The sequence below is a fragment of the Myxococcus sp. AM010 genome (assembly GCF_013372585.1).
Classification (GTDB): Bacteria; Myxococcota; Myxococcia; order Myxococcales; family Myxococcaceae; genus Myxococcus; species Myxococcus vastator.
This window is the reverse complement of record NZ_JABXEO010000023.1, coordinates 38490-61612: the sequence shown is the minus strand read 5'-3', so window position 1 is coordinate 61612 and position 23123 is coordinate 38490. Positions and strand designations below refer to the sequence as shown.

General features: G+C 70.8%; 17 protein-coding genes. 10 read left to right on the top strand and 7 right to left on the bottom strand.

The window, feature by feature from the left end; genetic code table 11:
* Positions 1-135: 135 nt before the first annotated feature.
* The 6 genes from HV826_RS14100 (at position 136) to HV826_RS14075 (ending at position 6918) form a co-directional block, all read left to right on the top strand.
* The gene (locus HV826_RS14100) at positions 136-753 is read left to right on the top strand and encodes a DUF2378 family protein (RefSeq protein ID WP_176417531.1); all 618 of its coding nucleotides are present in this window, start codon (positions 136-138) and stop codon (positions 751-753) included.
* A gap of 194 nt (positions 754-947) precedes the next feature.
* The gene (locus tag HV826_RS14095; protein ID WP_255208129.1) at positions 948-1745 is read left to right on the top strand and encodes a DUF3014 domain-containing protein; all 798 of its coding nucleotides are present in this window, start codon (positions 948-950) and stop codon (positions 1743-1745) included.
* A gap of 244 nt (positions 1746-1989) precedes the next feature.
* Complete coding sequence (locus HV826_RS14090; RefSeq protein WP_176417529.1) at positions 1990-4104, top strand: ATP-binding protein; 2115 nt, start codon at positions 1990-1992, stop codon at positions 4102-4104.
* Positions 4094-5467: a sigma-54 dependent transcriptional regulator gene (locus tag HV826_RS14085; protein WP_176417528.1), complete on the top strand. Its 1374-nt coding sequence runs from the start codon at positions 4094-4096 to the stop codon at positions 5465-5467. Before HV826_RS14090 ends, HV826_RS14085 begins: the two co-directional genes overlap by 11 nt.
* Before the next feature lie 89 nt (positions 5468-5556).
* Positions 5557-6090 carry an OmpA family protein gene (locus HV826_RS14080; RefSeq protein ID WP_176417527.1) on the top strand — a complete coding sequence of 178 codons (534 nt, stop codon included), beginning with the start codon at positions 5557-5559 and terminating at the stop codon, positions 6088-6090.
* 132 nt (positions 6091-6222) lie between these two features.
* A complete protein-coding gene (locus HV826_RS14075; RefSeq protein WP_368670918.1) occupies positions 6223-6918 on the top strand; it encodes a hypothetical protein in 696 nt (231 codons plus the stop codon).
* A 267-nt stretch (positions 6919-7185) separates the two neighbouring features.
* Here HV826_RS14075 and HV826_RS14070 read toward each other — a convergent pair whose 3' ends face one another.
* The 3 genes from HV826_RS14070 to tgt are packed head-to-tail and all read right to left on the bottom strand — an operon-like array spanning position 7186 to position 10121.
* Complete coding sequence (locus tag HV826_RS14070) at positions 7186-8052, bottom strand: alpha/beta fold hydrolase (RefSeq protein ID WP_176417525.1); 867 nt, start codon at positions 8050-8052, stop codon at positions 7186-7188.
* 39 nt (positions 8053-8091) lie between these two features.
* Positions 8092-8955: an MnmC family methyltransferase gene (locus HV826_RS14065; RefSeq protein WP_176417524.1), complete on the bottom strand. Its 864-nt coding sequence runs from the start codon at positions 8953-8955 to the stop codon at positions 8092-8094.
* Positions 8952-10121: a tRNA guanosine(34) transglycosylase Tgt gene (tgt, locus tag HV826_RS14060; protein WP_176417523.1), complete on the bottom strand. Its 1170-nt coding sequence runs from the start codon at positions 10119-10121 to the stop codon at positions 8952-8954. The genes HV826_RS14065 and tgt overlap by 4 nt, the downstream gene beginning before the upstream one ends.
* Before the next feature lie 236 nt (positions 10122-10357).
* Between tgt and HV826_RS14055 the strand changes: the two genes are divergently transcribed.
* Complete coding sequence (locus HV826_RS14055) at positions 10358-11956, top strand: ABC-F family ATP-binding cassette domain-containing protein (RefSeq protein ID WP_176417522.1); 1599 nt, start codon at positions 10358-10360, stop codon at positions 11954-11956.
* Positions 11957-12053: 97 nt separating this feature from the next.
* On the opposite strand, the gene HV826_RS14050 is transcribed toward HV826_RS14055, so the two are convergent.
* Positions 12054-15089 (bottom strand): chitobiase/beta-hexosaminidase C-terminal domain-containing protein, encoded by a 3036-nt coding sequence (locus HV826_RS14050; protein ID WP_176417521.1) that lies wholly within the window; start codon positions 15087-15089, stop codon positions 12054-12056.
* Between the two features lie 302 nt (positions 15090-15391).
* Positions 15392-16471, bottom strand: coding sequence for a YihY/virulence factor BrkB family protein (locus HV826_RS14045; protein ID WP_176417520.1), 1080 nt, complete (start codon positions 16469-16471; stop codon positions 15392-15394).
* A 246-nt stretch (positions 16472-16717) separates the two neighbouring features.
* On the opposite strand from HV826_RS14045, the gene HV826_RS14040 reads away from it, so the two are divergent.
* Genes HV826_RS14040 through HV826_RS14030 form a run of 3 tightly spaced genes read left to right on the top strand, consistent with a single transcriptional unit; the run spans position 16718 to position 21054 of the window.
* Positions 16718-18268, top strand: a complete 1551-nt coding sequence (locus tag HV826_RS14040) for a PEGA domain-containing protein (RefSeq protein ID WP_255217212.1) — start codon at positions 16718-16720, stop codon at positions 18266-18268.
* A complete protein-coding gene (locus HV826_RS14035) occupies positions 18258-19250 on the top strand; it encodes a tetratricopeptide repeat protein (RefSeq protein WP_176417518.1) in 993 nt (330 codons plus the stop codon). The genes HV826_RS14040 and HV826_RS14035 overlap by 11 nt, the downstream gene beginning before the upstream one ends.
* Before the next feature lie 37 nt (positions 19251-19287).
* Entirely contained in the window at positions 19288-21054 is a 1767-nt protein-coding gene (locus HV826_RS14030; protein WP_176417517.1) for a serine/threonine-protein kinase, read from the top strand.
* Positions 21055-21058: 4 nt separating this feature from the next.
* Here HV826_RS14030 and HV826_RS14025 read toward each other — a convergent pair whose 3' ends face one another.
* Positions 21059-21526 carry an SRPBCC domain-containing protein gene (locus HV826_RS14025; RefSeq protein WP_176417516.1) on the bottom strand — a complete coding sequence of 156 codons (468 nt, stop codon included), beginning with the start codon at positions 21524-21526 and terminating at the stop codon, positions 21059-21061.
* A 166-nt stretch (positions 21527-21692) separates the two neighbouring features.
* Positions 21693-23048, bottom strand: a complete 1356-nt coding sequence (locus HV826_RS14020) for an MFS transporter (RefSeq protein WP_368670919.1) — start codon at positions 23046-23048, stop codon at positions 21693-21695.
* Positions 23049-23123: the final 75 nt, after the last annotated feature.

Below are 23123 nucleotides of genomic sequence, written 5' to 3'. Positions count from 1 at the left end.
CACGTCACCCACATGTCGCTCTGACAGCCAGTACGTGACGCGGGCCGTTCTGACACTCGCGGACAGTTTCACTGAACGAACATTCACCAGTAGGCAAGCATCCCACGGCCCGCTCGGTGTATACGGAGCGCCTCTATGACTCCTTCCGAGAAGCTTGTTTTCACCCAGACCGTCGAGGCGCTCTTCGTGCGCGCCCTCGAGAACCGCCTCACCCCGGCGTGCCGAGAGCACCTGCGCCGGGCGGGGCTGGCGCTCGACCAGAAGCTGGAGCGGACCTACACCCTGGAGCAGTGGAAGGAGTTCCTCCGAATCGCCGCCGGTCATGTCTACGGTGGCGTCCCGGCCGAGGCGGCCTACTACTCGCTGGGCGAGCGCTTCATGGACGCGTACTTCGGCACCTTCTTCGGCCGGGCCCTGCTGGGCGTCGTCCGGCTGGCAGGGCCCCGGCGGATGCTGCTGCGCGCGGGCATGGGCTTTCGCGCCGGCAACAACTTCAGTGTGGTTGAAATCGTCGAGCGGAGCCCCACTTCGGTGGAGCTGCGGATGAATGACGTGCTGGCGGACCTGCCTACCTTCTCCGCGGGCCTGCTGGCGCGCGCGGTGGAGCTGTGCGGTGGGTGGCGGGTGGTGAGCATCCCCGAGGAGTTCGACGGCACCGCGGCCACCTTCCACATCCGCTGGGCCGAGGCCCCGGCCGAGGCCGCCCTCGCCGCCACGGACGGCGACTCGGGCGCGTCCCGGCCTCGCGCGTAGCGTTCCCCCCGCGCGCCTCGTGGCGCTTCGCCACGGGATGCCGCGCAGCCCGCCACGCTCGCGAGGCAGGCGAGCGTGGCCGCGGGGCCACACGGCGGCCCGCGTCTCAGAGGGAAACGCGCGGCTTCACGGCGGCGCGGACCTGCTGGCATCGCGGCTGCAATCCCATGCGGCATCCCTTGGAGGATGGACGCATGAGCAACCCTGAAGTGGTGACGAAGTCCCAGCGCCGGATGCACTGGGGCGTGGGCGTGGCGGCGCTGGTGATGTTGTCCGCGGGCGTGGGCGCATGGCGGGTGCTGCGCCAGTCGGCGCCGGCGCTGCCGCGGCCGTCCCTGGCGGTCATCCCCAAGCCGTCCCACCCCGGAGTGGCGCCGCCGCGCGCGGAGCCGCCGCTGCCCTCCGCCGCGGAGCTGGACGCGCTGCTGCGCACGCGGCTCGCGCGGGCCTCGCTCATGCCGGAGTTCGCCGCGGGGTTGAAGGAACGGGACCTGCTGCGCCGCTTCGTCACCGTCGTGGGCAACGTGGCCAACGGTGACAGCCCCCGCGAGGCGGTGCGCTTCCTCGCTCCGGCCGGAACCTTCGAAGCACGCCGCAAGGCCGGCAAGCTCGTCATCGGAAAGCAGAGCCACGCGCGCTACGACGTCATCGGCCAGGTGGTGGGCTCGCTCGAGATGGGCGTGCTGGTGTCCACCTACCGCGAGGTGCGTCACCTGGCCGAGCGCCTCCACAAGGAGACGGCCCGCCCCGGAAGCACCTTCGACGCCACGCTCCACCTCGCCTTCGAGCAGGTGCTCGCCGTCCCCGTCATCGACGGTGACGTGGAGGTCGTCCCCAAGGGGGCGGTGTTCGTCTACGCCGACCCGCAGCTCGAAGGGCTGACGGCCGCGCAGAAGCACCTGCTGCGGATGGGGCCGCGGAACCTCCGCCGCATCCAGGACAAGGTGCGCGAGGCGTCCCAGCAGCTCACCCGGCAGGCGTCTCGCCGCTGAAACAAGCCCCGCCTGCCTTCGCCAGCGCGCGTCACCCGCGCAGGCTCTGGCAGGATGCAACGGGGGCCACGCAGATTGCGGCGCTTCGCCAGGGTGCGCCGTCGCCGCGCAGAGGGACAGGCCGGGGGCATGGGCGTTGCTAGGGGAGGAGTCTTTCCTCTCGGGACGAAGCGCCGCCTGGCGGCGTGGAGACCCGGCAAGCGCCGGAGCCCCCGCACCGGTGTCGCCCCTGGGTCCGGTGTTCATGCGCCTGCCTGTCCTCCCCGTGCTGCTGCTGTGTCTGATGCTCTCCGGCATCATCGCGGGTGTCCTGCACTTCATGCAGCGCGACCGGCAGGCGCTGGTGGACCAGATGGCCCGCGAGCGGCAGGCGCAGTTGCTGGAGGCCGTTCGCGGCGTGTCCGCCGCGCTGGAGAGCGCGGAGGAGGACCTGCGCTTCGCGGGCGAGCTGCTGGCCCAGCCGGGCACCGCCGAGGAGCACCGGCGGGAGATGCGCGCCCTGCTGGAGGCGGTGGGTCAGTACAAGGCCATCCTCGTCTTCGGGACGGATGGACAGGAGCGGCTCCGGCTGGTGGACCGGCGCAGCGCGGCGGCGATGACGCACCAGTTCACCGCGGAGGACCTGGCCCTCACCGTGGCGCAGGCCCGCGGTCATCCGCCGGGCCATGTCGTCTCATCCCCGCCCCTCCCCCGGGCCCAGTCGGGCTGGCTGCGCGCCTTCGCCACCGCGCTGCCGGAGGACGCGCAGGACAGCGGCGCCGTCGTCGTCGTGCTGGTGGACGCCGAGCCGCTCTTCGCTCCGCTGAAGCTGCTCGCGTCGGACTCGGAGACGCGGCTGCTGGTGCTGGGGGCCCATGGCACGCCGACGGCGTTGACGCACCCGAGCCTGGCGGACGGGTACCGGCGGCTGGACACCGACGGCCATCAGACGCCCGGCCTCGCGGCGCTGGCGCAGGCCTTTCGCGACGGTGAGTCGGGCACGCGCATCATCGAGCGCGAGGAAGCCGCCCGGCTCGGCCTGGGCGACTCGGAGGTGGTGGTCACCTTCAGCCCGGTTCGGTTCAAGAATGGCGCGGCGTGGCCGGTGGCGACGCTCGCTTCGACGCGCGTGCTCCGGACCCATGAGCGCGGCCTGGTGCTGCGCCTGTCGCTGGCCGCGGTGCTCGTCTCCGCGTTCCTCATCGCCTTTGGCGTGTACGTGGTGCTCGCGCGCAGCCGGGCGGAGGCCCTGCGGGAGAGCCTGCGCCATGCGCAGCGGCTGGCGCACCTGCACGACAAGACGCAGAAGATTCTCGACAACATCCCCACTGGCGTCCTCGCGCTCTCCTCCACCCGGCACATCTCCGCCGCCAACCGCGCGCTGAGCCTCCGCATGCCGGCGGACGCCGTGGGCCAGCCCCTGATGGCGGCCTTTCCCCAGGCCCAGGCCCCCGTCATCCAGCGCCTGGAGGACCTGGTCCACGCGGCCACGAGCGACGGCCGCGTGCGCAGCCTCCACGGCGAACCCCTCTGCCTCTTCGAGGAGCCGGGCCAGTACAACGTCCACGCGGTGCCGCTGGAGCCGAACACGCCGGAGGTCCACACGCTGGTCGTCATCGAGGACCTGAGCAGCCTGCGGGCGCTGGAAGGACAGCTGCTGCGCGCGGAGAAGCTGGCCACGGTGGGCGTGCTGGCGGCGGGCATCGCCCATGAGATTGGCACGCCGCTGGGCATCGTCCGCGGCCGGGCCGAGTACGTGCAGGAGAAGCTGGGGCGCGAGCACCCGCAGGCGGCGGGCCTGGGCACCATCGTCGAGCAGATTGACAGGGTGAGCCGGACGCTGCGGCAGCTGCTCGACTTCTCCCGGCTCCAGCCCGCGGACGCGCAGGCGGTGCCGCTGGAGCCGCTGGTGCACAGCGTGCGGGAGCTGCTGTGGATGGAGGCCGAGCGGCGGCGCCTGAAGCTGGAGGTGACGGTCGCCTCAGCCATGCCCGCGGTCGCGGCCGACCCAGACCAGTTCCAGCAGGTGCTCATCAACCTGGTGCTCAACGCGTGTGACGCGTGCGAGGCCGGCGGGCGCGTCCGGCTGAGCGCGAGCATGGACACCGGAGACGCACCGGGCGCCTGGGGCATGGTGCGCGTGGACGTCGAGGACAACGGCTGCGGCATCGCCCCCCGCCACGTCCACCAGGTCTTCGACCCTTTCTTCACCACCAAGAAGCGCGGCCAGGGCACCGGCCTGGGCCTGACGATGGTGGCGCACATCGTGCGCAACCATGGAGGCCGTATCGAACTGGACAGCGCGTCGGAGCGAGGCACTCGCGTCACCGTGCGCTGGCCCGCCGCGGCGCCCGCCGGAGAGGAGCGACATGTCATCTAGAGCCAGGGTCCTCGTCGTCGACGACCACGTCGAGATGGGGCAGATGTTGAAGGAGCCGCTGACGGACGACGGCTACACGGTCGACATCGCCACCGGCGGCGCGGATGCCATCGCCCAGCTGCGCGCGCGCGTCTACGACGCGGTGCTGTGTGACTTGCGCATGCAGGACGTGGACGGCTTCGACGTGCTGGACGCCGCGCGCAAGCTCGACCCGGACCTGCCCGTGGTGATGATGACGGCCTTCGGCGGCGTGGAGAGCGCCGTGGAGGCGATGAAGCGCGGCGCGTTCCACTACTTCACCAAGCCCTTCCGGCTGGACGAGGTGCGCCTGTCCCTGGAGCGCGCGCTGGAGCAGCGCCGCCTGCGCACCGAGCACCGCGCCCTCAAGCAGCAGGCCGCCGACCGCGCGGGCCTGGGCGCCCTGGTGGGCAGCAGCACCGCGATGCGGGACCTCTACACGTTGATTGAGCGGGTGGCCTGGTCCAGCGCCCCGGTGCTGGTGCGTGGCGAGAGCGGCAGCGGCAAGGAGCTGGTCGCCCGGGCGCTGCACTTCGAGGGCACCCGGCGCGCGGGGCCCTTCGTGGCCGTCAACTGCACCGCGCTGCCCCACGCCCTGCTGGAGAGCGAGCTGTTCGGCCACGTCAAGGGCGCCTTCACCGGCGCCACCACGGCCCGGCGTGGCCTCTTCGTGGAGGCGGACGGCGGCACGCTGTTCCTGGACGAGATTGGCGACATGGCCCCGGAGCTCCAGGCCCGGCTGCTCCGCGTACTCGAAGACGGAGAGGTGCGAGCCGTGGGCGCGGATGGCTCGCGCACGGTGGACGTGCGGGTCGTGGCCGCGACGCACCAGGACCTGGAGGCACGCGTCAGGGAAGGCCGCTTCCGCGCGGACGTCTTCTACCGGCTCAACGTCGTCACCCTGCGGCTGCCGCCCCTGCGCGAGCGCCGCGAGGACATCCCCGCGCTCATCGAGCACTTCCTCCAGCAGGCCAGGGCACGCAACCCGCGCTCCGTGGTGCAGCGCTTCTCCCCGGAGACCCTGGCCGCGCTGGGGGCCCTGCCATGGGAGGGCAACGTGCGCGAGCTGGAGAACCTGGTGCAGCGGCTGGTCGTGCTCGGCTCGACGGAGGTGGTGGACCTGCCGCAGCTGCGTCCCCACCTGCCCTCCGACACCCGACAGGAGAACCACCCGCTGGCCGCGGCGCAGCGCACCATCGTCCCCCTGCGGCAGCTGGAGACGGAGTACATCGCCTGGGCCGTGGCCCGCTGCGGGGGAAACAAGACGAAGGCGGCGGAGCTGCTCGGCATCGACGTCTCCACCATCCACCGGCGCGAGCGCGCGGAGGGCAATCCGCAACGCTGACCTGGGCACGCTGCAACGGTGCGCGGTCCATTGTGGAGGTATCTCAGAGGGACGTGAGCGCGGCATGGGCCTTGTAGATGACACAGGGCATGAACCGAGCCCTCTTGTCTCTCCTCGCCGCGCTCAGCCTGGTGGGTTGCGCCTCCAAGCCCAAGACGACCTCCGTCGCGGACCACCTGCCGGACCGGCAGCGCGGCCCCACCGCCACGGCGGCGACGTCCAACCGGACCGTTGATGAAGACGCGGACGCGGCCCGCCGGGCCACGGGCCCGCTGTCCGCCGGGCCGGTGTACTTCGAGCTCGACTCCGCCACGCTGCGGCCCGAGTCCCGCGACATGCTCGCGCAGCTCGCCACCGGCCTGCGGGAGCGGCCCCTGACGCGGGTGACGGTGTCGGGCCACACGTGCGAGTTGGGGACCACGGAGTACAACGTCGCACTGGGCCACCGGCGCGCTGCCGTGGTGCGCGACTACCTGCGCGACCTGGGCGTGGAGCCCAAGCAGCTCTCCATCGTCTCCTACGGCGAGGAGCGGCCGCTGTCCGAGGCCCACACAGAAGAGGCGTTCCGCAAGAACCGCCGCGCGGAGTTCTCCTTCTCCTCGGCGGAGCGAGCCACGCGCTGAGCCACCGGAAGGCTGTCGGGCCACCCCGGTACGCTGCTCCCGGAATGCGTCCCGGGAACGCCGGGCGCTGGGGAGGGACGGGGAATGGGGAGCAGAATGCGTCGGAGGCCTGGTTACAAGACCCGGCCTTCCGTGGCCACGTTGGCGGAGTCACTGGGGCTGCTGCGGTCGCGAGACCTGGAGGCACACGGTGCCCCACGCAGCCAGCTCAACCTGCTGTGCAACGTCAGAGCCTTGCGAGAAGTCGCGCCCGGCATCTGGGCGCGCTCGGGCGCCATGGTGACGGCGGAGGCCATTGCCACGAAGCGCGTCCCCCGGGGCGTGCTCTGCCTCAAGTCCGCGCTGTGGGTCCACGGACTGTTGCCTGAGTCCTCCGCCGAGGTCTGGATGGCCATCGGCGAGCACGCACGTAAACCCCGCTGGGACCAGCCAACGCTCCAGGTGGTCCGCTTCTCGGGGCGCGCGCAGACCGAAGGCGTCGAGCACCGGCTGTTCTGGGGACTGCCCGTCACCGTCTACGGCGTCGCGAAGACCGTCGCGGACCTCTTCAAGTATCGCAACAAGCTGGGATTCCCCATCGCCGTGCGAGCACTTCGCGACGCCCTCCTCTCAGGGCTCACCACCTCGGACGAGGTCCGGCGCTTCTCGGAAATCTGCCGCGTCACGAAGAGTGTCGGCCCCTATCTCGACGTCCTTGAAGCACGGCGAGGCCACGACATCCAACGCGCGAGACAGGCCTTCCTCGCACGCGAGGAGGCACGGGCGCGGCGCCAGGAAGCGCCTTTTCTCCACCAGGTCGCCGGCCATCCGGAGATTGAAGGCCTTTAACCGGCTACCCGGAAGCGCCGAAGCCGACGCATGGGCATTCGCGAGCAGGGCCGCCTCGCCCGAAGTGTCCCCACGACCCGACGGGGGCCGGTCGCGCACTCGGAGCTCGCTGTTCGGAAATGTCGGGACTTTTGTGGCGCCAAAACCCCCGACATTTCCGAACAGCGACCTCTCAAGGTTGCTCCGGAGGGGTGCGGCCAGCGCACGTCGTGCGAGTCACTGCCGGAGGTGTCCCCAAGGCAAGGCGTCAGCACCCGCTCCGGCGGTTCAACGCGCGGCCCTGGCCACCGCGCGGACTGACTCCAGGCCATCGAGGAACGCGAGGATGCGCTGCGCGCAGCGCTCCGGCTGCTCCAGCGGCAAGAGATGTCCCGTGCCGGAGAGCGCCTCCGTCTGGGTGTCATTCAGTGTGAGGCGGGCCCGCTCCAGCGCATCGCCTGTCAGCGTGTCGGACTCGCCGCCGCGAATCACCAGGGACGGGACGCTCACGGTGCCCAGCTCCCGCCAGACATCCTTGGGAGACGTCTCGAAGACACGCGCCTCCCAGGCCTTGGGGATGGTCAGCCGGAAGCCACCGCCCGGGGCCTCGGTGAGGCCGTGGGTAATGTAGTCCTGGAAGCACTCCGGGTCGAAGCGCGCGAACAACGCCTTCTTGGCGTAGCTCCGGGCAGCGTCCTCGCGAGCGCCCCAGGCCTCCCGCCGCCGCCTCGCCAGACTCGCGGGAGGCACCCGGCTTCGCAGCCCGAGCAGCGTCAAGGCACGGAGCGCCCATTCCCGCGCCCCCGTGAACAACACCGGGTCCAACGCCACCACGGCCCGGAAGAGCGCGGGCGCCTTCGCGGAGGCGAGCAGCGTCGCCACGCCGCCCATGCTGTGCCCCACTCCCACGATGCCCTGCACGCCCTGAGCACGCAGGGCGTGAATCAGGTCATCGGCCATGTCATCCCAGGTCCGCAGCTCCAGCGGGTCGGAGCCCGGCACGAGGCACCGCGTGCGAAGCGTGAAGACGTGGTAACGCGGCTTCAGGTGCTCGATGAGCTTCCGGTAGCAGCCCGGAGGAAAGCCATTGGCGTGGGCCAGGTGCAGCACGGGACCGGTGCCGCCCCAGTCCTCCATCTGAAGTGCTTCGCGCATGACCTGCCGATTACCCCGGACCGCGGCGGATGTCTTCCGTCACTCGGAGGCGGACCGCCACTGCGGGTGCGCCAGCACGCGCGCCTCGAGGTCGGGCGTGAGCTGCCCGCCATGAGGCGCCCGGGAGGACGAGCGCTTCCATCGCGCCAGCCACCGCTCACCCAGCGGCGCCGCCAGCGACTCACGCCGCGTGGCGCCCACCGTCGTCTCGCCCTTCGTCCCCGTCGACACGCCCGCGCCCACGAAGAACCCGGCCAGCAGCAGCGTCACCCGCGTGGGCGTGGCCGCGCTGTACGTGAGCAGCAACGTCCCCTCCCCGTCCTCGCGGCAGTGCCGGCGCACGCGGGCCAGCACCGCCTCGGTCCACATGTCCGGATTGGACGCCGGGGAGAACGGGTCGAAGTAGACGAGGTCGGCCACGGGCAGCGCGCCGTCCAGGTGCGGCACCGCGTCCCCCAGCAGCAGCCGCCAGCGGAGGCCCTCCGCCTCCCACACCCCGTCGCGCATCAGCGTCTCCGCAGCCTCGCGAAACGGCTGGAGGAAGGGAAAGCCCGCCGCGTCCGCCAGCGCCAACCGCAGCGGCGCCAGGTCCACCTCGAAGCTGACCACCTCCAACAGCCGGCGCTGCTCCACGCCCAGGCTCCTGGCACAGGTGAGCGCGGCCACCGCGTTGGTGGCGGCGCCCAGCCCCACGTCATGAATCACCAGCGGAGGGCCGGGCTGGCGCAGCCGGTCCGCCAGCCGCGCCTGCTCCACATAGAGGCGCAGCGCCTCCTGCCACGGCCCCACGGCGGGGTGCATCACCTCGCCATGGCCCAGGTGCCGCACGGCGCGAGCGCCATTGCGCAGGGTGATGAGCTCGAAGTCGCCGTCGCGCGGGTTGGCGTCGGGCGCGGTGCTCACCCGACCTCCTTCAACGTCACCTCGCGCGCGTTGGCCTCGTCCTTCAAGTCCTTGGGCGTGGCGATGGCCGCCTTCAGCTCGCGGTACACCTGCGCGTACGTGCCTCCCAGGATGCCCTCGCGGATGCGGCCCATCAGCTTCTGGTAGTGCCGGACGTTGTGCACGGACAGGAAGCGCGAGCCCAGGTGGTGCTTGCCCCGCATCAGGTGCTGCAGGTAGCCGCGCGTGTAGCGCTTGCACACGTAGCAGTCGCACTCCGCGTCCAGCGGCTCGTCGGAGAGGCGGAACACGCTGCGGGAGACACGGACGAGCCCGCTGAACGTGTACGCATACCCCTGCTGCGCCATCTTCGTGGGGATGATGCAGTCGAACATGTCCACGCCGCGCAGCACGGCCTCCACCAGGTCCGTGGGCGTGCCCACGCCCATCAGGTAGCGCGGCTTGTCGGCGGGCAGGGACGCGGCGGCGCGCAACGTCATGGACTCGCGCTCCACCTTCGTCTCGCCCACGGCCAGGCCGCCAATGGCGAAGCCGTCGAAGGGGAGCTTCGTCAGGAAGGCCGCGCTCTCGTCACGCAGGTGCGGGAAGACGCCGCCCTGGACGATGCCGAACATCGCCTGCCCGGTGTCCCGCGCCGCCTTCGCCTCCAGGCTGCGCACCGCCCAGCGGTGGGTGCGCTCCATGGCCTCGCGCGTGCCCGCCTCGTCGGTCCGCGAGTCGATGCACACGTCCAGCACCATCATGATTTCCGAGTTGATGGCCTGCTGCATGGCGATGCTCGACTCGGGGCTGAGGAGCTGCCGGCTGTTGTCGTAGAAGCTGCGGAAGTGGGCGCCCTTCTCCGTGATGAGCCGGTCCTCCGGCAGGGAGAAGATTTGGAAGCCGCCCGAATCGGTGAGCACGCCCCCGTCCCACTGCATGAAGGGGTGGATGCCACCGAAGCGCTGGAAGACCTCGGCGCCGGGCCGGAGCATCAGGTGGTAGGTGTTGGCCAGCAGGATGCTGGCGCCCGCCTCCTTCACCTCCTCCATGGCCAGGTGCCGGAAGCCCGCGTGGGTGGCCACCGGCATGAACATGGGGGTCTTGAAGGAACCCCGGCGGGTGTGCAGGAGGCCTGCACGGGCGCCCGTGGGGTCGGTGGTGAGGAGCTCGAAGCGAACGGCCATGGGCCGGCCCTTATACCCGTCACGCCCGGCAGGCACCGCATCCATCTGCCCCGCCCGCTCCCCTCCTGGACAACCGTACAGGCCTCCTGGCATTCCGTCCGAGGCGGAACGCCGCCGGCCGCCCGGCATTCTCCCGCCTCCCCAGCGGTTACAGGGAGTCCTCGCGGTCACCTGCAGAACGCGAAACACCTCACCGCTTTGGCCCACCGCACCATTTCCGCTACAACGCCGCCGCCATGTTCAACGTCATCAACGTCTCCAAGGCCTACGGGCCCAAGAAGCTTTTCGAGGACGTCAACGTCACGTTCTCGCCGGGCCGTCGCTACGGCCTGACCGGCCCGAACGGCGCCGGGAAGTCCACGTTCATGAAGATCCTCGCCGGGGACGAGGAAGCGGACATGGGCAACATCGTCCGGCCTCGCAAGCTGGGCATCCTCCGTCAGGACCACTTCCGCTACGAGGACAACCGCGTCCTCGACGTGGTGCTCATGGGCAACCATGCCCTGTGGGCGGCCATGACCGAGAAGAACGAGCTGCTGGCCAAGTCCGACATCACCGAGGAGGACGGCAACCGGCTGGGGGACCTGGAGGGCGTCATCGCCGAGGAGGACGGCTACTCGGCGGAGAGCGACGCGGCCACCCTGCTGGCGGGCCTTGGCATCGACCAGGCCTTCCACGAAGAGCCCATGAAGCAGCTCACCGGCGGCCTCAAGCTCCGCGTGCTGCTCGCGCAGGCGCTGTTCGGCAAGCCGGAGGGCCTGCTGCTCGACGAGCCCACGAACAACCTCGACATCGACTCCATCCGCTGGCTGGAGAGCTTCCTCCACGACTACGAGGGCGTGCTCATCACCATCAGCCACGACCGGCACTTCCTCAACGCCATCTGCACGCACATCGCGGACATCGACTACGAGGCCATCATCAACTACCCGGGCGGGTATGACGACATGGTCCGGCAGAAGGCGCAGGTGCGCACCCGCGTCGAGTCCGAGACGGCGGAGAAGAAGAAGAAGATTGCCCAGCTCCAGGACTTCGTCGCGCGCTTCCACGCCGGCACCCGCGCCTCGCAGGTGCAGAGCCGCATCAAGCAGATCGACAAGCTGAAGTCGGACGACCTCAAGCGCTCCAACATCGCGCGCCCGTTCATCCGCTTCGACCAGAAGGTGGTCAGCGGCAAGCAGACGCTGATGGTTGAAGGCATCCACAAGTCCTTCGACGGCCAGGAGGTCATCAAGCCCTTCAACGGCCTGGTCTGCAAGGGTGAGAAGGTCTGCGTCATCGGCCGCAACGGCGTGGGCAAGTCCACGCTGGTGAAGATGATCGCCGGCCAGTTGGAGCCGGATGGCGGGAAGATTGGCTGGGGCCACCAGGCCACCGTGGGCTACCTGCCGCAGGACCACCACGGCGTCGTGCGCAAGGGCACCACCTGCTTCGGCTGGCTGCGAGATTTGCACGACAAGCTCACCAACGAGGAGATCTCCGGCGTGCTGGGCCGGATGCTCTTCTCCGGTGAAGAGCGGATGAAGAACACCGACACCCTCTCCGGTGGTGAGACGGTGCGGCTGCTCCTGTCCAAGCTGATGATCATGCAGGACAACGTGCTGGTGCTCGACGAGCCCACCAACCACCTGGACCTGGAGTCCATCGCCGCGCTGGCCGAAGGGCTCCAGAAGTACGAGGGCACCGTCATCGTCGTCACGCACGACCAGGAGCTCATCTCCGAGGTGGCCACCCGCATCTGGTCGCTCCAGGCGGGCCAGGAGGTGCTCGACTTCAACGGGCCCTACTCGGAGTTCGTGGAGAAGCACTCCGACGTCGCCGCGCGCCGCCGGTAGGCCGTCAGACACAGGCGGAACCACGAATCGCCGCCCGGCCCGGGGATGCGCTCCCGGGACGAGGCGGCGATTGGCGTTTCAGTCCGCTTCGCGGCGCTTAATTGGGGTTGGGCGCGCCAAGCGTGGCGAAGTCGATCCGCCAGTCGCCCCGTGTGCCGTTGTCCATGTTGCCATTGCGCTGAAGCGTGTAATCGCGGCCCGGGTAGATGAACGCATCCTCCCAGGCGAACGAGACATCCATGGCCGAAGGGATGGATTCATACGTACACGGCACGCCGCCGCAGTTTGCCGGAGACCACTGCCCTTCGCCCTGAAGCGCCTGGAGCAGCGCCGGGTAGCCCGCGAAGGTGTTGCCCGTCACGACGACCGCCACGCCGTCCTGGGTGACGTCGAAGGCATCCCGGATGCGCAGGGTCCGGTTGCCGGTCCCCACGCCAAACGTTCCGCCCTGGAAGTCCCAGGCGTTGTCGAAGTTCGAGCTGTAGCTCGACGCGGGATACTGCGTCTTGCTGAGCGTCTCGGCGGCCGGCGCGTCCGTCCCCGGCGTCACCCGGTCCGGGTTGAGGTGGACCACGATGATGTCCCCCGCCGCGACCTGTACGTCCGGCAACGTCGCCAGCGTCGAGTTGCCATCCATCAGCGTGGCGCCAGCGGTGGAGCCACCCTCCCGGACGATGAGCTCCACCAGGTCCCTGCCATTGGGGACGTTGGGCGCCACCTCGCTCAGGCGCAGCCGGGCCGCCAGCATGTAGCCAGGGAAGCTCGTCTGGGTGGCCGCCGGATCGAGGAAGAGGCCGCGCATGTCCCGAATCGTGGTCGCCACGGTGATTGTGTACGGCTGGCGGGGCGTCTGGTCGCCGGTGGTCAGCGCGACCACGGTGTCGTCCTCCATCCGGGCCTGCGTGACATTCAGCCCCGGGACGGAGAACTGACTGCCGTTGGCCAGCAGCGATGTCGGGTCGAGCGGCCGGCCGAACCGCACCATCACCGTGTCGCGGCCCGTGGCCCACGCGTTGATGACGCGGGGCGCGGGGCACACGAGCCCCGAGACATCGCTCGCCGTCCACACGGACGGCTGGATGGTGGGCCGCGTCTGCACCCCGTTCATGAACACCCACAGCGGCGACGTCACCGTCAGCGTGCAGCCCGACGTGAGGAACAGGCTGTCACGGAGGGGCTCCACCAGCCGCAGCCGCAGCACGGACGCGGACGACGAACCCGCGGGCACCCCCACCGTCGTGAAGGGCGCCTGGAGATGCCCCGGCCCAGCGGCGGAGAACCCAGGCGAGCCGATGGTGCCGGTGATGGAGATGTACTCGGACTCGTAGGCGGGCAGCGTCCCGCCGATGGTGACGTCCACCTCGCTCACGTCCTGGACGAGCTCCGTCACCGGCGTGCCACTGCCGAGCACGCTGAAGCTGGAGAGGGTCGCGCGCGTCTGGCCATTGACGACGCTCTTCCCGTTCACCGTGACGCGCACACGGTCCCCCACTTGCGGCACCGGAGACAACGTCGACGGGTCCACCGGCACGAAGAGGGCCGGACCGGCCCGCTCCGCCTGGAGGAAGAAGCCCGCCGGGTCGTTCGTCAGGTTGCCCACGCCAGGCTTGAGATAGGTAATCGAGGCGCCGCTGATGACGAGGTTCACCGGGCCGCTCGGCGCGTCGCGCACCGCTTGAATCTGGTCGGACGCCTGCCGGTCCAGGTCGGGCAGGACGTAGGACTCCTGCTTGGCCTGCTCCACGTTGCCCGCCACATCCGTGGAGGCGAAGCGCACCATCAGGCTGCGCGTGAGCGTGAGGGGCCCCGTGTACAGCGGCGAGCCCGCGCCCGGCGCGGAGCCATCCAGCGTGTAGCGCGTCTGGGCGCAGCCCGAGCCGCTGTCACTGCACGCCAGCGTCACGGTGACGGCGTCCTGGTAGACGCCGCCCACGGGCGTGGCGGTCGTCGTTGGAGGCGTCGTGTCCATCGTGTACTGCTCGGTCTTCGCCAGCTCGACATTGCCCACGAGGTCCAGGGAGAAGAAGCGCAGCGTGGTGGTGGCCGCCACGGAGATGGGGCCCGCGTAGCGGGTGCTGGACGTCGTCGGCGCGCTGCCGTCGACTGTGTAGTACGTGCCCGCGCAGCCACTTCCCTCGGCGTCGTCCGTGCAGGACAGGACGACGGACAGCGGGCTCCAGAAGTCACCGCCCGCGGGAGAGGCCGTCGTCGTGGGCGCGGTGCGGTCCTCCACGGAGGTGTCTCGCGTGTACTGCTCCGACGCCACGTCGGAGGTGTTGCCCACCCAGTCCACCGCGAGGAACCGCACGCGGGTGGTGGCCGTCAGCAGCAGCGGCTCCGCGTAGACGGGGGACTCCAGCGAGGGGAGGCTGCCGTTGGTGGTGTAGTGAATCGCGGCGCAGCCGCTGCCCTCGCCGTCGTCGCACGTCAGCGTGACGGCCCGCGACGTGGTGAAGCTGCCGCCCGTGGGCGTCGCGGCGACCTGGGGCGCCTGCGTGTCCACGACGTAGCGGGCCTGCTGCGCCGCCTCCAGGTTGCCCACCCGGTCCACGGAGAGGAAACGCAGCGTGACGGACGTGGTGATGGCCAGGGGCGCCGTGTAGCGCGGCGCGGCCTGCGTGGGCACGCTGCCATCCAGCGTGTAGTGCGTGGCCTCGCAGCCGCTGCCCTCGCCGTCGTCACACGTCAGCGTCACGCTCCGGGGACTGTTGAACGCGCCGCCCGCCGGGCTGGCCACCGTGCTGGGCGGCTCCGTGTCCGCCCCGCCCACCAGCGTGTATGTCGCCGCCCCTGGCGCCTCCGCGTTGCCCGCCGCGTCCAGCGAGTAGAAGCGCACCGTGGTGGTGCTCCCCAGCGTGAAGGGCTCGCGGTACTGCGTGGAGCCGGTGCCCGGCGTGGTGCCATCCACCGTGTAGTACGTGGCCGCGCAGCCACTGCCGCCGCCGTCGTCACAGGCCAGCGTCACCACCACGGAGGTGGTGAAGTCCCCTCCCGCGGGCGTGGCGCGCGTCGTGGGCGGCGTGAGGTCGGTGGCAGGGGGAGGCTTCGGCTCGCCGCCGCCACACGCGACGACGAGTTGTGCCGTGAGGAGCACCACGACGCGACGCAGGGGCCAGGAGGGAATCTGAGACATCGGAACTCCAGGGCGCACGTCATCTGTGCGCCGGGGCAAGCAGGGTGCGAGGGAGAATGTCCGAGGGGGACTGCCAGTGGACGACGTCAGGCACTGTCGTCCAGTCAACGGGGCGCGCACGCTCGCACTGGGGGCGGGCGCTCCGCAAGCCCCCTGCCCCAGCAGCCCGTCCCACCGACAGGGCGCCGCGAGTCAAACGCCACCCGTCGTCACGCGCGAACGCCCCGCTCCCCTCCGCGGCAGGTGGCGCGGAGGGAAGCGGGGCGTGACTGCCCATTCTTCGCTGGGAAGAGAAAGTCGGCCTACCGGGGGGCCGACTTACGCAGCAGGAACAACCCCAGGCCCAGGCCCACGGTCCACTTGATGGCCGCCGCGAGCGGCGTGTCTCGCAGCCTGGGCGGCGGGGACGGCGGACTCGCCAGCGGCCGGCCCGTCACCGGATCCACCGCGGGCTGGAAGCCCGGAGCGCCCGGAAGCGATGCGCCCCCCGCCTCCAGCTCCGTCTTGGTGGCGGACAACGCCTTGCCCTGCGCGGCATCCTTCTGGCCCGGCGCCTTTCCGTCCGGGGAGCGGTGCTCGAGGATGGCGTTGATTTCCGCGCCCAGCAGGACGACCTGCGCGGAGATCCACATCCACAGCAGCATGACGATGACACCACCGATGGCGCCGTAGTTGACGTCATAGCTGCCGAAGTTGGCCACGTACTGGGAGAAGCCCCACGACGCCAGCACCCAGATGAGCACGCCCACCACCGAGCCCGGGGTGATGAAGCGGAACCGCTGCTTCACGTCCGGCAGCACGAAGTACAGCACCGCCCACAGAAACATCATCATCAGGCCCGCCACCGGGAGCCGCAGCCACATGAGCGCGGTGCCCAGCCCGCCGGGGAGCTTGCCGGCGATGACGGGGGTGACGACGACCGCGAACGCCGCGAGGATGGCCACCGCCGCGCCGCCCAAGGTCACCAGCAGCGCGACGCCGCGCAGCTTCCAGATGGGACGCGACTCCGTCACGCCGTAGACCTTGTTGAGCGCCGTCATCAGCGCCACCACGCCCGCGGAGGCCGCCCAGACGGCACCGACGCCGCCCACCGTCAGCAGCCCCACCGGCCGGCTGTCCGCGAGCGCCTCGATGCGCTCGCTCAGGATGGACGTCACTTCCTGGGGCGCCACCCGCGCCAGCTCCTGGATGAGCACCTGGGCCTGGGCGGGCTCGATGAGGAGGCCCGCCAGCGACACCAGGAACAGCAGGAACGGGAACAGCGCCAGGATCACCCGGAAGGTGAGCGCGCCGGCGACGTCCCCCACCTCATCGCGGGTCCACTCGTCCTTCAGCGCCAGAAAGAACTTCTTCCAGCTCATTCCCTTGCCAGGGAGAACCATTCCGCCTCCTCGGAGGTGTTGCGACCGGGGGAACGATGCGCATTCCCCACACCCCAGGCGACCTCCAGCCCCCAGCTTCCCTGCATGCGCCCGCAGGGCAGGCGAGCAGAAACGACCTGGGAGAGGCTTTCCCAGAAATCCCCCCGTTCTCAGGCCACCCCCCTAGGCAGGAGAGCGTTCATTGGCGTACACCATGGGAGGGGGCCGCCGGTCGGTTCCGCCGCGGCCCCCTCCCCCGAGGACGCCATGTTTGTCTCCTGTCTCCTGAGTGTCAGCCTGGCGCTGAGCGCCGGCGCCGCACCCGGAATGCCCCCGGGCCCCCAGGCACCCACTCCTTCGCACACGCTGTGGCTCGTCCAGGCCCTGTACCCAGGACAGGACGCGCTGCTGCAACGCACCGAGGCAGGGATTGCCGCGCTGATACCGCAGGACGTGCAGGCGCGGCAGCTCATCGGCCGGGACGCCCTGGCCACGCACCTGAAGGGCCAGGGCGGAGACCTGCGCTGCGTGTCCGGCGAGGCGCGCTGCCGGGAGCCGCTGGAGGCGTACCTGGAGTCACTGGGCCTGGAGCGAGTGGTGCTGGTGCAGGTGGGCCAGGACGACGCCGGCTACCGCTTCCGCGCCGTCAGCGTCCGGCCCGGCACCGGCGCCCGCGGACAGGCGGAGACGGCGAACCCGGCGTTCGAGAAGGCCCTGGCCGGCGTGCTGGTGAAGTTCCTGTCGCTCAACGCCACGGTGGTGGCGGAGACGACGCCCGCGGGGGCCACCGTCTTCCTGGACGGCGTGAAGGTAGGCACCACGCCCTTCACCACGGAGGTGCTGCCCGGAGAGCACACCTTCCGCTTCGAGCTGGCCTCGCACCTCCCGAAGGAAGAGACGCGGGTGATGCGCTCGCGCCAGCAGGTGAAGCTGGACGCCGCGCTGGAGAAGGTGCCCGCGCGGCTGGTGGTGAAGGCGCAGCCGGAGGGCGCGGAGATTCGCGTGGACGGCCAGCCGGTGGGGACCACCGCGGTGGACCAGGGCATCCAGCCCGGCACCCGCGTGGTGTCGCTGACGCTGGACGGCTACGAGCCCCACGAGGTGACGGCGGAGATTGCCCCCGGCGGGACGTACACGCTGGAGCACGCGCTGACGCCCACCTCCATGCAGTCCTTCAAGCTGGCCATGCGCCGCCGCGAGGAAGCCACCATGGCGCGGCAGAGCTACCTGGAGGCCTCGTTCGAGCTGCAGCGCCTCACCGGCACGTCGCTGGCGTCCCAGCCGCTGAGCACCTCGGAGGAGCTGGAGGGGCTGCGCACCCAGGACGTGCGCGCGCCGGGCTCACGCAACCTGCGCGGCGTGGGCATCGAATACGGCCGCTATGGCCAGTTCTTCGGCGTCATGTTGGTGGGCGCCACCTACGCCTCCACCGGCGACACGTGGACGCTGGGCATCGACGTGCCGCCTGGCGTGGGCGGCGTGGGGCCGGACGGCATCTCGTCGCTGGACACGCAGGTGCAAGCGGTGTCGCTGCGCGCGCTCCAGCCGCAGCTGCGCTACGTGCTCGGGCCCGTGTCCTTCGCCCTCCAAGCGGGCCTGGAGGGCAGAGGGCTCCTGGTGAAGGAGCGCGCGGGGGACGCGGCCGTCTTCAAGGACGGCCTCTATGCGCTGGACCTGCACGCGTCCGGACAGGCCACCGCGCGCATCTACGTGTACGAGGGCCTGTACGCCTCCGTCGCGTACCAGCACAGCTTCACGCTGCTGAAGAAGATTGCCGGGACGAGCAACATTCGCGGAGGGCTGGGCTATGCGTTCTGACCTGCGGCGCCTGACGTGGGCCTGTGTGCTGCTGACGTGTGGCCTCTGCCTGGCGGAGCCCCTGGTGGGGCCCTCCGTCGGCCGGGGTGACGCCCTGCTGGCAGAGGGCACTCGCCTCTACAACAAGCGCAAGCACAAGGACGCGGCGGCGGTGTTGCTCCAGGCCACGCGCGCCAACCCGTCCCTGCTGCCCGCCTACCTGGGCCTGGCCCGCGCGCGCATGGGGGCGAAGGACGTCCCCGGGGCCTGCGCCGCCTACCGCGCCTACGTTCGCAGCGCGCCGGACATCCGGGACCGGGCCAAGGCCCAGCGCGAGCTGGCCCTGTGCGAGCGCAAGCTGAAGGCCGCGCGCCGCAAGAAGCGCAACAAGGTGCCGCCCGACATGACGGCCCGGCACGTGGAGCTGAAGGCCGGCTTCTTCGCCGCGCTGGAGGAGGGCCGGCTGGTGGGCCCCGGCGCCGCGGGCGAGACGCTGCGCACGCTGGTGTCCGAGGGCTACCTGGGCACGGACCTGGGAGACATGGCCGCGCGGCTGAGCGTGGCCTCCCAGGCCACCACCGATGACGTGCACCAGCGGGCCCTGGCCGGAGAAGCGCTCCCCACGGCGCGCCTGCGGGAGTCCGGCGCGCTCTTCGACCTGGCGCGCGACACGGGGGAGCCGTCCGCCACGGCCGCGGCCCAGGCGCCTTTCCTGGAAGGGCTCGCGGCGCTCCAGGAGGGAGACTTCGCCGGAGCGCAGCGCCTGTTCGCCCAGGCCGCCGCCGCGGAGCCCAAGCGCACCGAGTACCGCGTGTGGCGCGCCGCCGCGCTCCAGCGCGCGGGAGACCTGGACGGCGCGCTGACGGTGATGACGTCGGACCTGCCGCAAGATGCGCGCACGGACGTCCTCCGCGCGGCCTCCGCCTGGCGGAAGTCCCCCGAGGCGGGGGCTCGCGAGCTGGAGCGCCTCCTCTTCCAGCGCTACGCCCCGGCCACGCGCTGACGGCGGCCCCCCTCCCCTCCGGCCCTGCGAGGACACCATGTCGCTCTTCATCTGCCAGCGGTGCGAGGTCCAACATGAGAAGTGGGACGGCGCCTGTCCGGCCTGTGGTGGCACCGACCTGCTGACGGTGGCGCCGGCCGTGGACAGGATGCTCGGCCGCGTCGTGGCGGGCCGCTTCCGCATCCTCCGGCGGCTGGGCCAGGGCGGCATGGGTTCGGTGTACCTGGCCGAACAGGTGGGCATTGGCCAGCAGGTGGCGATGAAGTTCCTCAACAGCGGCCTGTCCATGGACCCGGACGTGGCCCGCCGCTTCCTCAACGAGGCCAAGAGCTACGCGCGGGTGGCCCACCCCAACGCGGTGACGCTGCACGACTTCGGGCAGGACGAGGAAGGCAGCCTCTACATCTCCATGGAGTACGTGGAGGGGAATGACCTCAAGAGCCTGCTCGCCACGGGTGGCCGGCTCGCGCTCGACGAGGCCGTGGACATCGTCCTCCAGGTGGCGGACGTGCTCGCCCATGCCCACGCCCGGCAGGTCATCCACCGCGACCTCAAGCCGGAGAACATCATGGTCCGGCAGGGCATGCGCGGCTGGCACGTGAAGGTGCTGGACTTCGGCATCGCGCGAATCACCGACGGCGCGACGCGGCTCACCCTCCAGGGCTCGGTGGCCGGCACGCCGCGCTACATGTCCCCCGAGCAGGCCATGGGCCTGGACGTGGACGCCCGCGCGGACGTGTACGCGGTGGGCATCGTCCTCTTCGAGCTGCTCACCGGCCGGCAGCCCTTCGACGGCACCAGCATCTCCGAAATCATGCAGAAGCAGGTCCACCAGCCCATGCCGCGACTGGCGCAGGCGGTGGCGGACCTCCAGCACCCGGCCGTCGACGCCGTCATCCAGAAGGCCACCGCGAAGCGCCGCGAGGAGCGCCACGCCACCATGGAGGCCTTCGCGTCGGACCTGGTCAACGCGCTGCCCACGCTGACCAGCCGCCGCGCCGTCAGTGGCGTCAACCCCGCCGTCGCGGGCGGCCCGGAGCCAGCGCGCCCGGCGACGCTCCTCTTCGGCGCGGAGGGCTCCGAGGCCACGCTGGTGCGCGCCGCCCCGGCGGAGGCCGCGCCCGTGACGGGCACCTCGCCCATTCCCCTGACCCAGCCCGTCTCGGGCACCGGGCTCCGGGTGGGGCCGGAGGGCTTCAACAAGACAGCGCACGCGGCCTCTCCCTACGCGGAGCCGAAGCGCTCGAAGTCCGGCGCGGTGCTGGGGCTGGGCATCGCGGGCGTCCTGCTCCTGGGCGGCGTGGGCGTCGTAGCCTTCCGGGGCGGAAGCGGTGACGACGTGAAGGCTGGAACCCTGGTCCCCGTCAACGTCCCCGCGCGGCCCACGCCTCCCGAGGCCCCGCCCGCCGCGGACACGGGCGCGTCACCTCACGGCGCGACGGGAGCGGCGGAGGCGCCCCCAGACGACGTCGCGACCCGGCAGCTCAAGGTGCTCGCGGCGGGACAGGCCATCGACATCAACAATGACTTCAACGAGGGCCGGCTGGACAGCGCGATGAAGCGGCTGGCACAGGCACGGAGCCTGGGGCTGGAAGCCGTGGAGCCCGAGCTGGCGACGCTCGCGAGCAAGGTGGAGGACGCCTCGAAGCGCATGGTCCGCGCCCGCGCCCTGGAGAACGACGGCAACTGCGAGCCGGCCATCGCGCTCTACCGCGCCCTGAGGCGCGACCATCCGCACCTCGTGGAGGCCCAGCGGGGCATCCGGCGCTGCCAGGAGATGCTGCCTCCAGAGGTGTCCGACTGAACGGTCAAGGTGCGGCCGGCACCTGCCCTGGCGCCATCACGCGGATGAGGACGTCAAGCATGGTGGCCCAGCCCTGCTCCGTCTGACGCGTGTACTCCGCCCACTTCGCGTCCATTTCATGCGTCAGCGTCAGCTCGCAGCCGGTGGCGCGCGGGGAGATTTCCACCGTCACTCGGCTGAGCGCTTCCTCTTCCTTGTCGATGTGCCAGGTGAAGACGAGCCGGCGCGGGCGGTCGATTTCCAGGTACGTGCCCACGTGGTCGAGCTCCTCTCCGGCCCGCCGCACGAAGAACGAGAACTTGCCGCCCACGCGCGCGTCGATGGCGAGCCGCAGCACCTCTTCGTCGCGGACCGACGCGCCTATCATCCACTGGCCCACCATCTCCGGATTGAGCCAGGCGTCGAACACCCGCTCGGGCGACGCATTGAACTGCCGGGTAACGCGAACCTGGACGCTCTGCGCAGCGGACATGGGCTTTCTTCCCTCCAAGGGCCGGAGAGGCCTTTGCTAAACTACTTGGTTCAACATATTCCTGGACGTGGCCATGCACAACCGCCTGGTTGACCTTCGTCACGGGTGAGCCTTCGGACGTATCTGCCAGCATCGCCCCCTCGCTCGGGCACATGAGCCGCCCGGCTCACCCCACCCTGCGGCCCCCGATGTGCGCCCCCGCGTTGGGCGACAGCCGGCGGTAGAGCAGACCCGCCAGCGACGAGACGACGCCCACGGCGATGAACGGCAGCACGAAGCGGTCTGGCGTCAACGGCGCCTCGTCAGCGCCGCGCGCCAGGTGCAGCATCAACCCGCCGAAGCTGATGCCCAGCCCCAGCGCCATCTGCATCGTCACCACGGACACCGTGGACGCGCTGCTCACCGTCTCCGGGGGGATGTCCGCATACGCCACCGTATTGGTCGCGGTGAACTGCAACGAGCGCATGAAACCACTGACGACGAGCACGCCGACGATGAGCGGAATCGGCGTGCTGCCCCGGAAGAAGGCCGGCAGCGAGGTCAGGACGGCGGACGCCAGGTTGGCGAAGATGAGCGTCTGCCGGAAGCCGAAGCGCCGGATGATGGAGGGCGCCACCGACTTGCAGCTGAGCGCGCCCACTCCGCTGCCAATCATCACCAACCCCGCCTCGACGGGTGTCCAGCCCAGTCCGACCTGGAGCAGCAGCGGCAGCAGGAAGGGAGACGCCCCCAGGCCCATGCGCGTCAGGGTTCCGCCAATCATGCTGGCCCGGAAGGTGTCGATGCGCAGCAGCCGGAGGTTCAGCACGGGCCGCTCCACGCGCAGCGCGTGCCACACGAAGGCCCCCAGCGACGAGAGCGCGACCACCGCGAGCCCCAGCTGCACCGGCGGCGGCATCAGCCCGATGCCCACCGTCTCCGCCGAGCCAATCAGCGTGGTGATGGCGACGGCCGCGAGCACGAAGCCGCGCGTGTCGAAGGGCCCCGGGTCCGGCTGGCGCAGTGGGGGAACGAAGCGCGCCACCGCGAGCATGCCCAGGATGCCCACGGGCACGTTGATGAAGAAAATCCACGGCCAGTCCGCGACGCCCAGGATGAGGCCCGCCAGCGGTGGCCCCACCAGCGGACCCAGCAGCGCGGGCATCGTGAACCAGCTCAAGGCGGCCACCAGGCGCTCTCGCGGCGCCGAGCTCACCACGATGATGCGCCCCACGGGCGTCATCAGCGCGCCGCCCAGCCCCTGGAGGGTGCGGAAGATGACCAACTGGGTCAGCGACTGGGAGAACCCGCAGAGCACCGAGCCCAGCAGGAACACGCTCATCGCGAACATGAAGACGCGACGGGGTCCGAAGCGGTCCGCCACCCAGCCGCTCGCGGGCGCGAGCACCGCCAGCGCCAGGATGTAGGACGTAAGAGCCAGCTTCAGGTGGATGGGGTCGGTGTCGAACGCTTGCGACAGCCGGGGCAACGCGGTGGACAGCGCGGTGGAGTCGACGAACTCCATGAACAGCGCGCTGGCCACCGCCATCGAGGCCAGGCGCGAGCCTCGGGGAGCATCTCCACCTGCGCCGGCGCTACTGGGGACCGGATGCTCAGG

Excerpts from the sequence above, each read along its gene's own strand:
- HV826_RS14100 (WP_176417531.1), top strand. The coding sequence starts at position 136 with ATGACTCCTTCCGAGAAGCTTGTTTTCACCCAGACCGTCGAGGCGCTC.
- HV826_RS14095 (WP_255208129.1), top strand. The coding sequence starts at position 948 with ATGAGCAACCCTGAAGTGGTGACGAAGTCCCAGCGCCGGATGCACTGG.
- HV826_RS14090 (WP_176417529.1), top strand. The coding sequence starts at position 1,990 with ATGCGCCTGCCTGTCCTCCCCGTGCTGCTGCTGTGTCTGATGCTCTCC.
- HV826_RS14085 (WP_176417528.1), top strand. The coding sequence starts at position 4,094 with ATGTCATCTAGAGCCAGGGTCCTCGTCGTCGACGACCACGTCGAGATG.
- HV826_RS14080 (WP_176417527.1), top strand. The coding sequence starts at position 5,557 with ATGAACCGAGCCCTCTTGTCTCTCCTCGCCGCGCTCAGCCTGGTGGGT.
- HV826_RS14070 (WP_176417525.1), bottom strand. The coding sequence starts at position 8,052 with ATGCGCGAAGCACTTCAGATGGAGGACTGGGGCGGCACCGGTCCCGTG.
- tgt (WP_176417523.1), bottom strand. The coding sequence starts at position 10,121 with ATGGCCGTTCGCTTCGAGCTCCTCACCACCGACCCCACGGGCGCCCGT.
- HV826_RS14055 (WP_176417522.1), top strand. The coding sequence starts at position 10,358 with ATGTTCAACGTCATCAACGTCTCCAAGGCCTACGGGCCCAAGAAGCTT.
- HV826_RS14050 (WP_176417521.1), bottom strand. The coding sequence starts at position 15,089 with ATGTCTCAGATTCCCTCCTGGCCCCTGCGTCGCGTCGTGGTGCTCCTC.
- HV826_RS14045 (WP_176417520.1), bottom strand. The coding sequence starts at position 16,471 with ATGGTTCTCCCTGGCAAGGGAATGAGCTGGAAGAAGTTCTTTCTGGCG.
- HV826_RS14040 (WP_255217212.1), top strand. The coding sequence starts at position 16,718 with ATGTTTGTCTCCTGTCTCCTGAGTGTCAGCCTGGCGCTGAGCGCCGGC.
- HV826_RS14035 (WP_176417518.1), top strand. The coding sequence starts at position 18,258 with ATGCGTTCTGACCTGCGGCGCCTGACGTGGGCCTGTGTGCTGCTGACG.
- HV826_RS14030 (WP_176417517.1), top strand. The coding sequence starts at position 19,288 with ATGTCGCTCTTCATCTGCCAGCGGTGCGAGGTCCAACATGAGAAGTGG.
- HV826_RS14025 (WP_176417516.1), bottom strand. The coding sequence starts at position 21,526 with ATGTCCGCTGCGCAGAGCGTCCAGGTTCGCGTTACCCGGCAGTTCAAT.